A 16,078-nucleotide genomic window follows, 5' to 3' on the forward strand; every position below is an offset into this window, starting at 1 on the left:
TGATGACCCACCAACAGCAACTCCATAATGCCACGCTCACCCCTCGAAGGAGCGTCAGGCGGCGCCGCAACCAGCTTGCGGGCATTCTCTTCGTAACTCCAGCTTTCCTGCTGGTGCTGACCTTTTTTGTCATCCCTTTGGGGATGGCGTTCTGGATGTCGCTTCACAATTGGCCCCTGCTCGGCAGGCCCCGGTTCATCTGGTTCGACAACTACGCCAGGCTCGCACAGGATGCACAGTTCTGGGCTTCGTTACGCTTCACTGTGTACTATACGCTGACCGTGACCGTTGCGATATTTTCCGTGGCCTTTCCGATGGCACTCTTTGCCGAGAAGTCACGCCCGCTCACGAAGCTATACCGCACCGCGTTTTTCCTGCCGGTCGTCGTCGGCTTCGGCTCAGCCAGCCTGCTTTGGGCATGGTTGCTCGATGTTGACTCAGGGCTGTTCTCCCCTGCCGCCCACTACCTGGGCCTGACCGACAAGCGGGTTAACCTTCTCGCCGATTTCAATACGACGTTCTGGTCGATCATCATCATGGTTGTGTGGAAGACCGCCGGCTTCAACATGATCATCCTGCTGACCGGCCTGCAGGGCATTTCAACCGAGGTGCAGGAGGCCGCACGCATGGACGGTGCCTCTCCCTGGCAGCGCTTTCGGCGAATCACGCTTCCCCTCATGCGCCGAACGATCGCGCTCGCGCTCATTCTTTCCGTGGCAGGTTCGATGCTTGCTTTCGACCAGTTCTACATCATCGCTGACGGCGGTCCACAAAACAGCACGGTGACGGCGGTCTACTGGATATTCAGTCAGTCCTTCGTTTCCTTCCATCTCGGATACGGGGCGGCGCTATCCATGGTCCTCCTGGCCATCCTTGTCGTCATCAGCGTCGTGCAACTGCGGCTGCTCCGCACCCCGGAGGGCATGTGATGGCCCGCAACCGCACTTCTCCGACGCGCCGATTGTTCGAGGCCGTTCGATATCACGGGTTCGGGTTTGCTACGGCCCTCCTTTTCGTCGCGCCGCTCGCCTGGAGCGTTCTGGTCAGCTTCAAGCCGTCCATCGAGGCCAGGCAGCCGCCGCTGCCGCCATGGCCCGTCGAGGGCTTCAGCGTGCAGAGCTACGAAAACCTCGCGCAGTACGGCTCGGGCCTCTGGACTTATACCGGAAACAGCCTGGCGGTGTCGGCTGCAACCGTGGTGGCCTCTGTGATCGTCAGCCTGCTCGCCGGCTACGGCTTCTCCCGCTTCCAGTTCCCCTTAAAAAACGTGCTGTTCGTGCTGATCATCTCGACCGTGATGATCCCGTTCCAGTCTATTCTGACGCCACTCTTCCTGATCCTGACGAAGCTCGGGCTGCAGAACACGCTGACAGGGATCGTATTCGTCTATGTGACGCTGCAATTGCCTTTCTCGATCTTCATGATGCGCAACGCTTTCGACGCGGTGCCGAAAGAGATCGAGGATGCCGCGCGCGTGGATGGAGCTCCGATCTTCGCCGTCCTCTATCGCATTATGTTGCCGCTTGTCCTGCCGGGTGTCGCGACCGTGGCCATCTTCGCCTTCCTGGCTTCCTGGAACGAATTCCTGGCCGCACTGATCCTGCTCACGGACCAGGATAAGTACACTCTGCCCGTCCTGATGGCGGCGGTCCGCTCCGGCCAGTTCGGCACGATCGACTGGGGTGCTGTGCAGTCCGGTGTGACGTTGATGATGGCACCCTGCCTCGTGATCTTCCTCGCGCTGCAGCGGTACTACATCCGCGGTCTGACTGCAGGCGCTGTGAAATAACTCCAACTACTGAACTAAATGGATTACGACACATGACAAACTTTGATTCAGCCGCTGCAAGCGGCTTCCGCCCCCCCGCCGTCCCCGATGTCGATGTGCAAGGTTTCTGGGGCGAACGCATCGACGCGGTTGCCGACAAGACCGTGATGATCCTCTACGATCGCTGCGTCGCGGCCGGCATGCTGGACCAGATCGATCCCGACAGGCCGGTGCCGGAACTGCGCCTGCCCTATCACACGCGCCCCGACGGCTCGCCGGATACGGCCAATGTTCAGATGTTCTGGGACTCGGACGTCGCCAAGGTGATTGAAGCGGCCGCCTATGTTCTTTATCGCGAGTCCAATCATGACCTTGAAGCAAAGATCGATGCGATCATCGACATGTTTCAAAAGCTGCAGCAGCCTGACGGTTATCTGAATTCCTGGTTCATCCGCATGCAACCCGGCAAGCGTTGGACCAATCTGCGCGATTGCCACGAACTGTACTGCGCGGGCCATCTCATGGAAGCTGCCGTTGCTTATTTCCATGCGACCGGCAAGCGCAAACTTCTGGACGTCATGTGCCGCTACGCGGACCATATCGACAATATGTTCGGGCCACGGCCGGGGCAGCGGCCGGGCTATTGTGGCCATGAAGAGATCGAACTCGCGCTTATTCGGCTCGGCCGTGCAACAGGCGAGCAGCGATATCTCGATCTCGCCCGTTTCTTCATCGACCAGCGCGGGCAGCAGCCGCACTATTTCGACGTGGAAACCGCAGAACGCGGCGACGATCCGAAGCAGTACCGGCACCGTATTTATGAATACAATCAGTCACATGTACCCGTTCGCCAGCAGACGAAAGTCATCGGCCATGCCGTGCGGGCCATGTATCTCTACTCCGGCATGGCGGACGTCGCGACGGAGTTCGGCGACGACAGCCTGACCAACGCGCTGAAGGTTTTGTGGGATGACCTCACGACCAAGCAAATGTATGTCACAGGCGGCATCGGCCCCGCGGCGAGCAATGAAGGGTTCACGGACTATTACGACCTGCCCAACGAAAGCGCCTATGCGGAAACCTGCGCGGCCGTTGGCCTGATCATGTGGGCAAGCCGCATGCTGGGGCGCGGCCCCGACCGGCTCTATGCGGACATCATGGAGCAAGCGCTCTATAACGGCGCCCTTTCGGGCCTCGCGACCGACGGCGCAAAGTTCTTCTACGACAACCCGCTGGAAAGTCGCGGAACGCACCATCGCTGGACATGGCATCGCTGCCCCTGCTGCCCGCCCAACATTGCCCGGACTGTCGCCTCGATCGGAAGCTATATGTATGGCGTGGCCGCGGACGAGCTGGCGGTCCACCTGTACGAGGACAGCACCGCGCGGCTGGCCGTGGGCGCAACGTCCGTAACCCTCAAGCAACAGACGCGATATCCGTGGGATGGCCGGATCGCGATAACCGTCGCGGTCGATGCACCTGCAACCTTCAAGCTCGCCCTTCGCGTGCCGGGCTGGTGCCGCGAGGCAACGCTTTCCATAGACGGCGCGGCCATCGATATCGCAGAGATCGAGCACAAAGGCTATCTGAAGATCGACCGTCTCTGGCGCGGCGGCGAAACGATCGTTCTGGACCTCGCTATGAATGTTCGTGCCTTGCACGCTAATCCGGCGGTGAAAGCCGATCTGGGTCGTGTCGCCCTTGCGCGTGGCCCGATGATCTACTGCGCGGAGGAAGTCGACAACGGCGAGGGCCTCAACGGCCTTGTCATCCCCGACAATGTGACGGATGCCGGAACGGCCTCTCTGGAAGGACTCGGCAAAGCCGTGGCCATCGACGTCAGGGCAAAGCGCGAATGCTGGGACGATTGGGAAGGCAAACTATACGGCACCGCGAAACCCACGCTGAAAGACACCACGGCGCGGTTCGTGCCTTATCATCTTTGGGACAATCGGGCGCCGGGCGAGATGCTCGTATGGGTGAGGACGCAAAGATGACGAAAGCCGCACATGAAAAGGCGAAGATCGAGCTTCGCAGCGTCCGGAAAAGCTTCGGCGGCCTGACTGTCGTTCATGGCATCGATCTGACGATCGAAGGCGGTGAGTTCGTCGTCTTCGTCGGCCCATCCGGATGTGGCAAATCCACGTTGCTGCGCATGATCGCAGGTCTCGAGGATGTAACTTCCGGCGACATCTTCATCGCCGGTCGGGACGTCACGGACCTCGATCCGTCGAAGCGCGGAATTGCGATGGTGTTCCAGTCCTATGCGCTTTACCCGCATATGAGCGTCCGGGAAAACCTCGCCTTCGGACTGGAGATGGCAAAAACGCCGCCGAACGAAATCGAGCAGAGGGTCAACGCCGCAGCGCAGATCCTCAAGATCGGCCCGCTGCTTGATCGTCGTCCGGGGCAGCTTTCCGGTGGACAGCGCCAGCGCGTGGCGATCGGCCGCGCGATCGTGCGCAAGCCGCTCGCCTTCCTCTTCGACGAGCCGCTCAGCAATCTCGATGCGGAGCTGCGCGTCAGCATGCGTATTGAGATCGCCCGCCTGCACCGCGAACTAGGCAACACGATGATCTATGTCACCCATGACCAGACGGAAGCCATGACGCTTGCCGACCGCATCGTCGTGCTACGAGACGGGCGCATCGAACAGATCGGCACGCCGCACCAGGTTTACGAGGATCCAAACAACCTTTTCGTCGCAGGTTTCATCGGGTCACCGCGAATGAACATCGTCGATGCGACTTATGTGGACGGAAATTGCATCAAAGTCGCCGATACCGTTATTTCGCTGCAGCAGTCGCTTTTGGGCGTGTCGGCGGGAGAGACCATCAAGCTCGGCATCCGCCCCGAACATCTGCGACTGGGAGATCGCAACGCGGGGTCATTGCGCGCAACGGTCGACTTTGCCGAATATCTCGGCAGCACCCGCTATCTGTATTGCTACCTCCCCAGCGGGGAGAGCATCACGGTCGAGCAACGCGACGGACGCGACTTTTCGCCGGGCGAGGCGGTCTGGCTGAACTGCGATATTGAATGCCTCCGCCTGTTTGCCCCGAGCGGTGAGCGGGTGCGTCCGGCTCCGGCGGAAATGGTTGCAGCCTCATGAACTCGACCATTGCCAACGCGACAGACGGCCGGCCCCTCATTGCTCTCGCCATGGGCGACCCGGCTGGTATCAGCCCCGAACTCGCCGCTCGGTTGCTCGTGTCCGAAAGGGCCGGCGCGGCCGCGCGCCTGGTCGTGATCGGAGACAGGCGCATTCTGGAATACGGAGCGAGGACTGCGGGTCTGGCACTGGATATCGAAACGGTGGAGCACACCGCAATCGGCTCCGCCAACAAACCGGTCCTGATCGATCTGCGCAATCTCGATCCCGCGAACGCGCCGGCCGGCGGAGCAACTCTGGAAGGCGGGCGCTTTGCCATCGAGAATTTCTCGTTCGCCCTGCGGCTTGCGGAGGCAGGAAACGTAGCCGCAGTCTGCTACACGCCGTTCAACAAGAAGTCGATGCGCCTTGCCCATCCTGGTTACGACGACGAGAGCCGCTTCATCGCTGACCTCCTGCACCTAACCGGCAGGGTCAGGGAGTTCAATGTTCTCGATACAGTCTGGAACGCCCGTGTCACGTCGCATATTCCTCTGAAGGAGGTTGCGGGCAGCCTTTCGAGGCAAGCGATACAGTCCGAGATCTGCCTGACCGTAGAATGCTTAAAACGCTCCGGCATCAAGGCGCCGCGCCTTCTCGTTGCGGGCCTCAACCCGCATGCGGGCGACGGCGGTAGCTTCGGCATGGAAGAGATCGACATCATCGGCCCGGCGGTCGAGGCGGCCGTTGCAGACGGTTTCGACGTCTCCGGCCCGCACCCGGCCGATACGGTCTTCGTGGCGGCCCTCAAGGGCGGATATCACGCTGTCCTAACCATGTACCACGATCAGGGGCAGATCGCGATGAAGCTGATGGGTTTCGACCGCGGCGTGACAATGTTGGGCGGCCTCCCTTTCCCCGTCTGCACGCCGGCGCATGGCACGGCCTACGACATCGCCGGAAAAGGTGTCGCCAATCCGCGCGCCAGCGAGGAAGCGGTACTGCTCGCGGCGCGCATGGCCACTGCGGCTGCAACAACACGGGGCTGAGACGGCATGAGCGATATTGTCATTGAAGATCAACGTATGATGAAACTGGTAGATCCTAGCGCCCGGCTGGAACGGCTTTGGACCGGCGCGGTCTGGAGCGAGGGCCCGGTCTGGTGGGAGGACGGCAGTGTCACCTGGAGCGATATTCCTAACAATCGCATGCTCCGGTGGCATCCCGACGCGGGCGGTTCCGTCTTTCGCCAACCGTCCAACCACACCAACGGCCACACGCGCGACCGCGAAGGCCGCTTGGTCTCCTGCGAGCATTCGGGCAGGCGCATCAGCCGCACCGAGCGGGACGGCACCGTTGTCACGCTGGTAGACCGCTACCAAGGCAAGCGGCTGAACTCGCCCAACGACGTCGTGGTGAAATCCGACGGGACAATCTGGTTCACTGACCCGTCCTACGGCATCCTATCCGACGACGAAGGCGTCAAGGCCGACAGCGAAATCGGCGCATGCCATGTGTATCGCTTCGACCCTTCGACAGGCGAACTGGAGATCGTCGCAGACGATTTTGAGAAGCCGAACGGACTGGCGTTTTCACCCGACGAAAGCCTTCTCTATATTTCCGACACGGGTTTTTCGCACATACCGGGCGGCCCGCGTCACATACGCGTTTTTGACGTCATCGACGGGCGCTACCTCGCCAAGGGCCGCGTCTTCGCCGACATCAGGCCAGGCGCCTCCGACGGTTTCAGGATCGACGTTCACGGCAACATCTTCACCTCCTCGCACGACAGCATCCAGGTGTATGCTCAGGGTGGCTGCAGGCTAGGAAAAATCCTCGTGCCCGAGATCATCGCCAATTGCACGTTCGGTGGGCCCGACCGCAGACGGCTGTTCATAACCGCCTCGACGTCGCTTTACGCCATCGACTTATTGACGCAGGGCGCGATCCAGCCATGATGAAGGAAAGTGGAAAGTCACGCGGTCAGGTACTGATGCTCGTCGAAAAGAGCAGCCATTGCCTAAGCTTCTACGACCGAAAAACGACGGAACGGCTAAATAGCATCGCTCTGCCGCGCTTTTCCCATGAGATTGCGGTCACCGCAGACCGCGGACATGCCTATGTGGCCCACTACGGCGTTCGCACGTCGGCCGATGCTGGCGACGGCGGTACTTCCATAGCGGTGGTGGACCTGGCTGCGTGCAAGGTTTCACACCTAATCGACTGCCGGCCATACGGTCGCCTGCATGGTATCGCGCTTGACGGCCACGGGCGCCTGCTCGTCCTCAGCGAGGCGCAGAATGTGCTCCTAAGTTTCGATGATCCGCTAACCGCCACGGCGCCCTCGCGCGCCGTGGCGAGCGGCGGCCTGAAGAGCCACCTTTTTGCGGTGAGCGGCGATGGCACGGCTGCCTATTGCTGCAACCTGCTCAGCCATACCGTGACGAAGGTGTCACCGCGCGATGCAACGATCGCGCCGATCGCCATTTCGCCCGGCGAAAGGCCCGAAGGCTTATGGCTCTCCCCGGACGGCGACATGCTTTATGTTGCCAACCGCCTGTCCGATACGCTGGTGGCGATCGAAACCGCGAGCATGACCATCGTGAAGAGGATGGCCACGCGCAGAGATCCGCTGCGGATCTACGGTATGAGCCGCGGACGGCTGCTGGTGGCGAACTGTGGCGACAGAAGCATTTCCGTCGTTGACGCCGAGACTATGCGGGAACTGGCTGTGATGCCGCTTGGCGGCATACCGCTAGCCGCCCACATCCGGGGCGAGACGGCTTTTATTTCCCTGACCGGAGATACTTGCGCGGAAGTAGACCTGTCCCGCCTCGCAGTCGTCAGCACATTCTGGACGAACTGCGAGCCGGATTCGTGTTTCCTGCTCGACCCGTCCATGACAGGAACCGCCTGATGCTGCTCGGAGCCATTGCCGACGATTTCACCCGAGCCAGCGACCTCACGCATTTCGTAGGGCCTGGCACCGGCAAACCGGACTGCGAGGCGGGCGTCGTGGCACTTAAGACACGCACCGTTCCAGTGAACGAGGCAGTGTCCCGTTCGCTGGAAGCTGTGCGCTGGCTTGTTGCCCAGGGCTGCTACACAAAATGAACGAGGGCGCCATCGATCCGAAGAGCTTCCTTGCGTCTCTGTTCGACGCCGCGGTTGCCGCGGCTGATCCCTCCAGGGTCATCGAGCGGTACCTGCCACCCGTACCGAAAGGCCGCACGATCGTTGTTGGCGCCGGCAAAGGTGTGGCCCAGCTTGCTCGAGCCTTGGAGGCAGTTTGGCCGGGGCCGTTGGAAGGAACCGTGGTAACCCGATATGGCTACGGCACCCCCTGTAGCCATATCGAGGTCCTCGAGGCCAGCCATCCCGTTCCGGACCTGAATGGGCTTGCCGCGTCGGCAAGGCTGTTCAAGCGCGTTCGAGATCTGACACCCGACGACCTCGTTGTGGCTCTCGTCTGTGGCGGGGGTTCCGCACTTTTGCCCGCGCCACCGCAAGGGTTCGATCTTTCCGATGAAATCGCGCTCAACGAGCAACTGCTGAAATCCGGCGCACCGATTTCGGTGATGAACCCCATCCGGCGGCGGTTTTCCATAATCAAAGGTGGGCGGCTTGCCGCCGCGGCGTATCCGGCGAAGGTGGTCAGCCTGGTGGTTTCCGACATTCCGGGCGACATGCTTTGGGATGTCGCTTCCGGCCCGACAATCCCGGCCGGCGAAGGCGATATCAATCTGGCCACGACACTGGAGGCATATCGCATCGTTCTTCCGGAAAGAACGCGCGATCACATCATCAATTGCGCACATACCCCTTCGCCGGACGATGCGCGCTTCCGAGAAAATGAGACGCATTTGGTGGCATCGGCACGCTTATCGCTGGAAGCTGCCGCCGAAACAGCGCGTGAACATGGCGTCGATGCGGTGATCCTTTCTGATGAAGTCGAAGGCGAAGCCCGTGACGCCGGGCTTTTCCACGCGGCGCTCGCCCTGGAAGCGAGCAGGCGGGATCGACCGTTCCGCAAACCGGTGGTGCTGCTCTCGGGCGGCGAGACGACGGTGACCGTTCGCAGCCCCGGCAAGGGTGGTCGGAACACGGAGTTCTTGCTTTCTCTCGCCATCAAGATTGCCGGGTTCGACAACATCCACGCAATTGCAGCCGATACCGACGGCATCGATGGCACCGAAGACAATGCCGGGGCATTCGCCGACAGCACCACCGTAAGCCGCTTGCGGCAGGCCGGAATCGATCCCCGGGATGCACTTACGCGCAACGATACCTGGACCGCGTTCAACGCACTTGGCGACCTGTTCGTCCCCGGGCCGACCGGGACAAACGTGAATGATTTTAGAGCGATAGTCATTTTGTAGGAGGAACCACCGGCGGGCAATGGCACGGCTTCCAACGCGCCATTGCTGCCGCCGTCGCTTTTGGTGGTGTCTAATCGGCAGAGCAGGCTGAAAACGTCCCGCAGGGTTTCCTCGTCGAAAGTCCGCAGCTTTTCGATGGACGCGATCAGCAAATCCGCCGTGGTCGTGGTCTCGCCCCAAAGATGGGGCGCAGCAGGCGATTGAAGCTGCTCCGGACTAGAGCCCAGGACCTCGCAGAGATGGACCAAGCGACTGACGGTGAGCCGCGAAACGCTATTTTCATAGCGCTCGTAAACCCGCTCGCTGAGACCAAGCAGGTTTGCCTTCCGGGCGAGTTTTCGCCTGTCGCGCGCTCCCCGGATGCTGGTGCTGATCTGAGCCCCCCAACTGCCTCAAGGGTCAGCGCGCTACCGCTGTGTTGGGGCCTCACCGCGCACAGCCCAGAACGAGGTGGCAAAGGCACGTGGACCGTCCACCATGCCACAAAGGTACGCTGCCTTGACATGGCGCTCCAATTCGCTGCGTTGCGCGCCTTCGAGGTTCTTGACATAGCTGCCAGTCTTTCCCTGCCCCGTGAGAAAGCTGGACCAATAGTCTTCGAACGACTGGTACTCGAAGATCGCGCCGAGTTGTTCTTCCACCACATTCGCGAAACCAACCATACCGAACAGTCTTGCGAGCCCGCCAGGCCAACCCAGCGGCTTGGATACCATTTCATCGCGCATCGCTGCGCCATCAGGATCGAGCACCGCCGCCGCGTCCCAAACTAAGCTGAACGGCGTCCAGCCGCAGCGGAAGTTGTTGACGACCACTGCCACAGTGCCTCCCGGCCGCGTGACCCGACAAAATTCGCGTAAGCCTCGGGCCGCGTCGGTAAGCAAATCTAGAGCGAGCATAGACAACGCGCGTTCAAAAACGCCATCCGAGTACGGCAGATCTAGGGCATCACCAACGTCAAAAATGACCTTCTCGTCGGCAGTCGCGCGTCGCGCGAAATCGACATATGACATTGACACATCGATACCGGTCGCACGTGCGTTCGCTGCCGCGATTGCACGTGTCAAATGCCCCGTGCCACAGCCGACGTCTAGAACTCGCTCGTTGGCTGAAACACCGGCGAAGCGCACGAAAGCAGGGGCGAGACCCTGACTGCCCCGCCCAACATACGCTTCATAGGCTTCGGGGTTTGTCGCCACGAACGTAGCCATGTCACACTCCTCATCGGGAACGCATAATTGTTTCACTGCCGCCCGCTTGCCGTCAACATCCAACGCGACAGGGCCTGTGGGGTGGCGCGACCGTGTCCCCCACTGCCAACTGGCTCGCTCCGGGCCAGCGAGTTGGCAGCGTACGTATCACGTCGGCGACCCAGCGCCTGCAGCCGCCATCGTTGACGGTCTCGAATCCCCCGACTTTCCAGATGATGTACGGTTCAATAGAGATCGCCAGCGCAGATGACCGCCATTGAGAAGCGCCGAACGTCGGGTATATGGCGCGAACCAGACCTGAGCCGAGCGGCTGCCGAACTTCCGCTCCCCACCCGTTCCGGTCGTTCAGGCCAGAGCACGCAACGACGCAAGTTGAACCCTGGGCTGACCTGTAGAGCTCATTTCGCCGCCGGACAGCGGACGTTCGCCATCGTGGTTCCGGCAGACCGGATAGAATGCGCGCTGCAGCCGGGTCTCAGTAACTCCAGGTATTGCTCGGAAGTGGCATCCGACATGGGATTAGCCTAACATTGGCGATGCACGGGCACTGTCCGTGTAGAGGGCCTAGCCATGGACCGCCGCCTTGTCGCCATTCTAGCCGCCGATGTTGTCGGCTATAGCCGCCTGATGGAGACGGATGAGGATGGTACGCTGGCCAAGCTAAAAATGCGGCGCAGGACCATTCTTGAGCCGCTGGTCGCGCAACACGGCGGTCGTATCGTGAAGCTGATGGGCGATGGCGTGCTGGTTGAGTTTGCCAGTGCGGTGAGGGCTGTCAGTTGCGCAGTCGACCTGCAAAAGCAGATGGCTGAAGCTAACACCGACCTCGCCGACGACCAGGCGATTGTGTTGCGCGTCGGAGTCAATCTTGGTGATGTGATCGTCGAGGGAAACGACCTTTATGGGGACGGCGTCAATGTTGCGGCACGACTGGAAGCGATCGCAGAACCAGGCGGGGTCTGCGTCTCTGGCAGTCTGCACGACCAAGTCAAAGGCAAGCTGAAAGTAGCATTCGAAGATCTCGGCCGTCAGAAGCTGAAAAACATCGCCGAACCGATCCACGTCTACCGCGCCCGGCTGGTTCAGCCTTCTGCACCAGAGGAATGCCGACGCTGGGAAAGCACGCTGTCGCTCCCCGCCAAGCCGTCAATCGCCGTGCTGCCCTTCGACAACCTGAGCGGCGATCCAGAACAGCAGTACTTCAGCGATGGCATCACCGAGGACATCATTACCGAGTTGTCGCGCTTTCATTGGCTGTTCGTCATCGCGAGGAACTCGTCGTTTCAGTACCGGGGCATGGCAGCCAATGTTCAACAAATCGGGCGCGAATTGGGCGTGCGTTATATCGTGGAGGGGAGCGTGCGTAGGTCCGGCGATCGGCTTCGCATTACGGCCCAGCTACTCGATGCCCGTACCGGGGTCCACCTATGGGCAGATCGCTACGACCGAACGGCCGGCGACATTTTTGCGGTGCAGGACGAGGTTACGCAATCCATCGTCTCGATCCTGCCCGGAAGGCTCGAGGAAGCGGCCGCCGAGCACGAGCGTCGGAAGCCGACCGAAGACCTCACCGCTTACGATTTTCTTTTGCGCGGCGAAGCGCACCTCAGGTCCGGCGGTTTCGGAGATCGAGAAGCATTTGAGCTGTTCCAGAAAGCCCTTGAGATCGACCCCCACTGCGGCCGCGCTCATTCGCGCATTGCCTACATGTATGCCTACAATGTCTTTCGTTGGGGCGCACCTACCGACGAAGCGCTGGCGCATGCACGGCAACATGTTGAGCGTGCTTTGGCGCTCGACGACGCGGACGCGTTTGCGCACGCGACTGCCACTTGGGTGTATCTGGTCTCGGGCGAACACGACCTTGCCGATATCCACTCCAAGCGGGCGATAGTCCTCAATCCGAACGACTGGTTCACGGTCATGGGACGCGGCGAAGTCCTCAACTATCTCGGAGATCACACCCAGGGCATAGAGTGGGTCTTGAAGGCGCTTCGCTTGGACCCCCACTATCCAGCGACCAGACTCGAGGTCCTGATCGACGCGTGTTACATGGCTCATCAGTACGAAAGAGCCATTGAAGCGTTCAAGCGCTGGCCGAATCCCCCGGCGCATATGTGGGCCGAAGCAGCGGCCTGCTACGCCCAGCTTGGTCAGATGGAAAGAGCTCGGGAAGCGCGGCGCCGGTTTGAAATCGCGCGACCTGCTGATTTCGAATTCGCCAGGTTTGCAGCGGCGCACATTGCCATGTGCAAGCATCAGGATGACCGCGACCACTGGCTTGACGGTTATCGCAAAGCTGGGCTTTCCGTTTGACCATGCCCGACGCGACAACGTTTTCTGACGCTGTGGCCGGCGATCCTGTCAGCGGGTCCAAGGAACTCGGCCTCCGGTCATTGCGCGAATGTCGGCTTCGGAGAAACGTCGAGAATGACCGCTCTCGGCGGGTTCTTGGTCGTTTACATCGACAGCAGCAATGTGAGCTTCCCACCCGGGTCGGACCTTAGTATCCCCTTGTACGGCCTCCGGTTCGGAGCCGAATCGGGACGGTCCCTTCTAAGCCACCGGCAAACACTCTGGGTCGGATCGTGACCTCCGCGGCCCCGTATCAATGCCCGCTATCAGGCACCCGAGAAATTTCCACGGGACCGCATATCGGAAAAGCGCCCAGAACCACGCCTGAAGGTCGCCCCTGCTCGGCGTTGCCATTTGCCCCGTGAAACCTGCAACGACTCAATCGCGCCGGCGGCCTGTATTTCTGCGCCCTGCCCGCCGCTTATTCGCCCCCCGCGCCTGGCGGCTTGAACACGCACATCGTTATCCCCGATCGTGTCGCATTTACTGCAACGAAGGTCGGAGCATGTCCGCGACCAAGATCCTCTGGGGCCAGATCCTCGCCGTTCTCCTGATCGTGCTCTTGACGACATGGACCGCGACACAATGGACGGCGTGGCAGCTGGGATTCCAGGCTCAGCTTGGCCGCCCCTGGTTCGAGCTTGCGGGTTTGCCCGTCTACTCTCCACCCTCGATCTTTTTGTGGTGGTACTTCTACGACGCCTACGCGCCCGACGTCTTCTGGAAAGGCGGGATGATTGCAGCCTCCGGCGGGTTCAGCGCGATAGCGGTTGCGATCGGCATGTCGGTCTGGCGTGCGCGGGAAGCAAAGAACGTCGAGACTTATGGGTCCGCGCGCTGGGCAGGCCCTGAAGAAGTGAAGTCGGCCGACCTCCTCGGGCCCGACGGTGTGGTTCTTGGCAAGCTGGGTTCCGACTATCTTCGGCACGACGGTCCCGAACATGTGCTGTGCTTCGCGCCGACCCGGTCCGGCAAGGGCGTGGGTCTCGTCGTTCCGTCGCTTCTGACCTGGCCGGGCTCGGCCATCGTCCACGACATCAAGGGCGAGAACTGGCAACTCACTGCCGGCTTTCGGGCCCGATACGGCCGCGTGCTGCTGTTCGATCCGACGAATTCAAGATCCGCCGCCTACAACCCGCTGCTCGAGGTCCGCCGCGGTGAATGGGAGGTGCGCGATGTCCAGAACATCGCCGATATCCTCGTCGACCCGGAGGGTTCTCTCGAAAAACGGAATCACTGGGAAAAAACCAGCCATGCGCTGCTGGTGGGCGTGATCCTCCACGTTCTCTACGCCGAGCCGGACAAGACGCTTTCCGGCGTCGCGGCATTTCTCTCCGATCCTAGACGTCCGATCGAGTCCACCCTCGCCGCCATGATGAAAACCGCGCATCTCGGCAAGGCAGGGCCCCATCCCGTCATCGCCAGCGCCGCGCGCGAGTTGCTCAACAAGTCCGACAACGAGCGCTCCGGCGTCCTCTCGACCGCCATGTCTTTCCTCGGGCTCTATCGCGATCCGGTGGTCGCCGAAGTCACGCGACGCTGCGACTGGCGGATCGCTGATGTCGTCGGCGGCGATCGGCCGACGACGCTTTACCTCGTCGTCCCGCCATCGGACATCAACCGGACAAAGCCGCTGATCCGGTTGATCCTCAATCAGATCGGCCGGCGGCTCACCGAAGACCTGCAAGGAAAGGCCGCCCGTCACCGGCTCCTCCTCATGCTCGACGAGTTCCCGGCGCTCGGCCGCCTCGACTTCTTCGAAAGTGCCCTCGCCTTCATGGCGGGCTATGGGCTCAAGAGCTTCCTGATCGCGCAGTCGCTGAACCAGATCGAGAAGGCCTACGGGCCTAACAATTCGATCCTCGACAACTGCCATGTGCGCGTCTCCTTCGCGACGAATGACGAGCGCACGGCCAAGCGCGTTTCCGACGCCTTGGGAACGGCCACCGAGATGCGGGCGATGAAGAACTATGCGGGGCACCGGCTTTCGCCCTGGCTCGGCCACCTGATGGTTTCGCGCTCGGAAACCGCGCGCCCCCTGCTGACTCCCGGTGAAGTGATGCAGCTACCACCCGCCGATGAGATCGTGATGGTTGCGGGCACGCCACCGATTCGCGCGAAAAAAGCACGCTACTATGAAGATCCCGTTTTTAAGGAGCGCCTCTTTCCGCCGCCCGAACTCAAGATCAGGACCGGCGGAAGCGCCGACGATTGGAGTGCCTTGTCCGTTCCGCAGAGGGCCGTTTTTGAGCCAGCCGAATTGGATGCGAATGTCGACGACGAGGATCCGACCGGCTCGGAACGGCGTCAGCGGCCTGAGTTGAACGTGACCGATGTCATCGAGAAGAAAGAGCCAATCGACAACGAGTTCGACTACGAGCCCCCGGAGGATGCCGAAGAAGACGCCCTTCGCAACCGCCGTATGACCCGGCTCATGCAGGGTGTTGCCCGTCAAGTTGCCCTCGACCCAAATGACGGAATGGAGCTTTGACACACACCCGATGACAAAAGCAGCGAAGAAACAACGCCTCTCCGTCTATCTCGACCCGCCTGTCATGAAGGCCCTCAGCGAGTATGCGGCACGCCGCGATCAGTCGCGTTCGCTTGTCGCTGAAGCCTCCATCGCCTCCTTCCTTTCGCCCGATGCGGCGGAGCGCCAGGAGGCGACAACCACAAAACGGCTCGACCAACTCGATCGACGCATGACCCGCCTGGAACGCGATCTCGGCATAGCGGTCGAGACACTCGCCGTCTTCGTGCGCTTCTGGCTGACGACCAATCCGCCGCTGCCCGACCCCGCGCAGGCCGCTGCCCGCGCCAAGGCCGGCGAGCGTTACGACGCTTTCGTCGCTGCCCTCGGCCGCCGTCTCGTCAAGGGGCCGAAGCTGCGGCAGGAGATTTCAGAGGATGTCGCGGCGCTACCGACCGATGATTAGGCCTAACCCGTTTACCGTGGCGACCGAGGCCGATCCGGTGCCGAATGGCGGTTCCGGAGTGCGGCTGGCAATAGCTGGCAAGCCGTCTTTCTGAGCCCTTCAAACGAAGCGGGTGCCCATCAAACAGCGCCTAACCGCTGAACACTGCCAAAGTTATCGCACAAGGCGCAACAGCGGCAATTGATCCCCTGGCCATATTAGGAAATTCGCCTCATCGCCACGCGCCTCACACGACATCGCATTCATCCCGCTCATACTATCGCATGGTCACTTTGGCGAAGAGCACGTCAGGCCGGTGCCCAACACGCTCATCTCAAATCAAAAATGCAACGGTAACGATA

General features: G+C 61.2%; 13 protein-coding genes. 12 read left to right on the forward strand and 1 reads right to left on the reverse strand.

Annotated elements, in window-relative coordinates; all coding sequences use genetic code 11:
- The first annotated feature begins 2 nt into the window (after positions 1 to 2).
- The 9 genes from V7S54_RS21345 to V7S54_RS21385 are packed head-to-tail and all read left to right on the forward strand — an operon-like array spanning position 3 to position 9,238.
- Entirely contained in the window at positions 3 to 929 is a 927-nt protein-coding gene (locus V7S54_RS21345; RefSeq protein ID WP_336408720.1) for a carbohydrate ABC transporter permease, read from the forward strand.
- The gene (locus V7S54_RS21350) at positions 929 to 1,789 is read left to right on the forward strand and encodes a carbohydrate ABC transporter permease (protein WP_336408721.1); all 861 of its coding nucleotides are present in this window, start codon (positions 929 to 931) and stop codon (positions 1,787 to 1,789) included. Before V7S54_RS21345 ends, V7S54_RS21350 begins: the two co-directional genes overlap by 1 nt.
- A gap of 32 nt (positions 1,790 to 1,821) precedes the next feature.
- Positions 1,822 to 3,765, forward strand: coding sequence for a glycoside hydrolase family 127 protein (locus V7S54_RS21355; protein ID WP_336408722.1), 1,944 nt, complete (start codon positions 1,822 to 1,824; stop codon positions 3,763 to 3,765).
- On the forward strand, positions 3,762 to 4,880 hold the full coding sequence (locus tag V7S54_RS21360; protein ID WP_336408723.1) for an ABC transporter ATP-binding protein: 1,119 nt from the start codon (positions 3,762 to 3,764) through the stop codon (positions 4,878 to 4,880). The genes V7S54_RS21355 and V7S54_RS21360 overlap by 4 nt, the downstream gene beginning before the upstream one ends.
- The gene (locus V7S54_RS21365) at positions 4,877 to 5,908 is read left to right on the forward strand and encodes a 4-hydroxythreonine-4-phosphate dehydrogenase PdxA (RefSeq protein WP_336408724.1); all 1,032 of its coding nucleotides are present in this window, start codon (positions 4,877 to 4,879) and stop codon (positions 5,906 to 5,908) included. Before V7S54_RS21360 ends, V7S54_RS21365 begins: the two co-directional genes overlap by 4 nt.
- Positions 5,909 to 5,914: 6 nt before the next feature.
- Positions 5,915 to 6,817: an SMP-30/gluconolactonase/LRE family protein gene (locus tag V7S54_RS21370; protein ID WP_336408725.1), complete on the forward strand. Its 903-nt coding sequence runs from the start codon at positions 5,915 to 5,917 to the stop codon at positions 6,815 to 6,817.
- Complete coding sequence (locus V7S54_RS21375; RefSeq protein ID WP_336408726.1) at positions 6,814 to 7,776, forward strand: YncE family protein; 963 nt, start codon at positions 6,814 to 6,816, stop codon at positions 7,774 to 7,776. Before V7S54_RS21370 ends, V7S54_RS21375 begins: the two co-directional genes overlap by 4 nt.
- Positions 7,776 to 7,973 (forward strand): four-carbon acid sugar kinase family protein, encoded by a 198-nt coding sequence (locus tag V7S54_RS21380; protein ID WP_336408727.1) that lies wholly within the window; start codon positions 7,776 to 7,778, stop codon positions 7,971 to 7,973. The genes V7S54_RS21375 and V7S54_RS21380 overlap by 1 nt, the downstream gene beginning before the upstream one ends.
- On the forward strand, positions 7,970 to 9,238 hold the full coding sequence (locus tag V7S54_RS21385; protein ID WP_336408728.1) for a glycerate kinase type-2 family protein: 1,269 nt from the start codon (positions 7,970 to 7,972) through the stop codon (positions 9,236 to 9,238). The genes V7S54_RS21380 and V7S54_RS21385 overlap by 4 nt, the downstream gene beginning before the upstream one ends.
- A 407-nt stretch (positions 9,239 to 9,645) precedes the next feature.
- Here V7S54_RS21385 and V7S54_RS21390 read toward each other — a convergent pair whose 3' ends face one another.
- Positions 9,646 to 10,446, reverse strand: coding sequence for a class I SAM-dependent methyltransferase (locus V7S54_RS21390; RefSeq protein ID WP_336408729.1), 801 nt, complete (start codon positions 10,444 to 10,446; stop codon positions 9,646 to 9,648).
- 570 nt (positions 10,447 to 11,016) lie between these two features.
- Between V7S54_RS21390 and V7S54_RS21395 the strand changes: the two genes are divergently transcribed.
- From V7S54_RS21395 to V7S54_RS21405, 3 genes are all read left to right on the forward strand, one after another.
- Positions 11,017 to 12,762: an adenylate/guanylate cyclase domain-containing protein gene (locus V7S54_RS21395; RefSeq protein ID WP_336408730.1), complete on the forward strand. Its 1,746-nt coding sequence runs from the start codon at positions 11,017 to 11,019 to the stop codon at positions 12,760 to 12,762.
- A 544-nt stretch (positions 12,763 to 13,306) separates the two neighbouring features.
- Positions 13,307 to 15,292: a conjugal transfer protein TraG gene (locus V7S54_RS21400; RefSeq protein ID WP_336408731.1), complete on the forward strand. Its 1,986-nt coding sequence runs from the start codon at positions 13,307 to 13,309 to the stop codon at positions 15,290 to 15,292.
- A 10-nt stretch (positions 15,293 to 15,302) separates the two neighbouring features.
- On the forward strand, positions 15,303 to 15,737 hold the full coding sequence (locus V7S54_RS21405; protein ID WP_336408732.1) for a ribbon-helix-helix protein, CopG family: 435 nt from the start codon (positions 15,303 to 15,305) through the stop codon (positions 15,735 to 15,737).
- Positions 15,738 to 16,078: the final 341 nt, after the last annotated feature.

Source organism: Ensifer sp. CCNWLY38 (assembly GCF_037120565.1).
GTDB classification, from domain to species: domain Bacteria; phylum Pseudomonadota; class Alphaproteobacteria; order Rhizobiales; family Rhizobiaceae; genus Ensifer; species Ensifer adhaerens_H.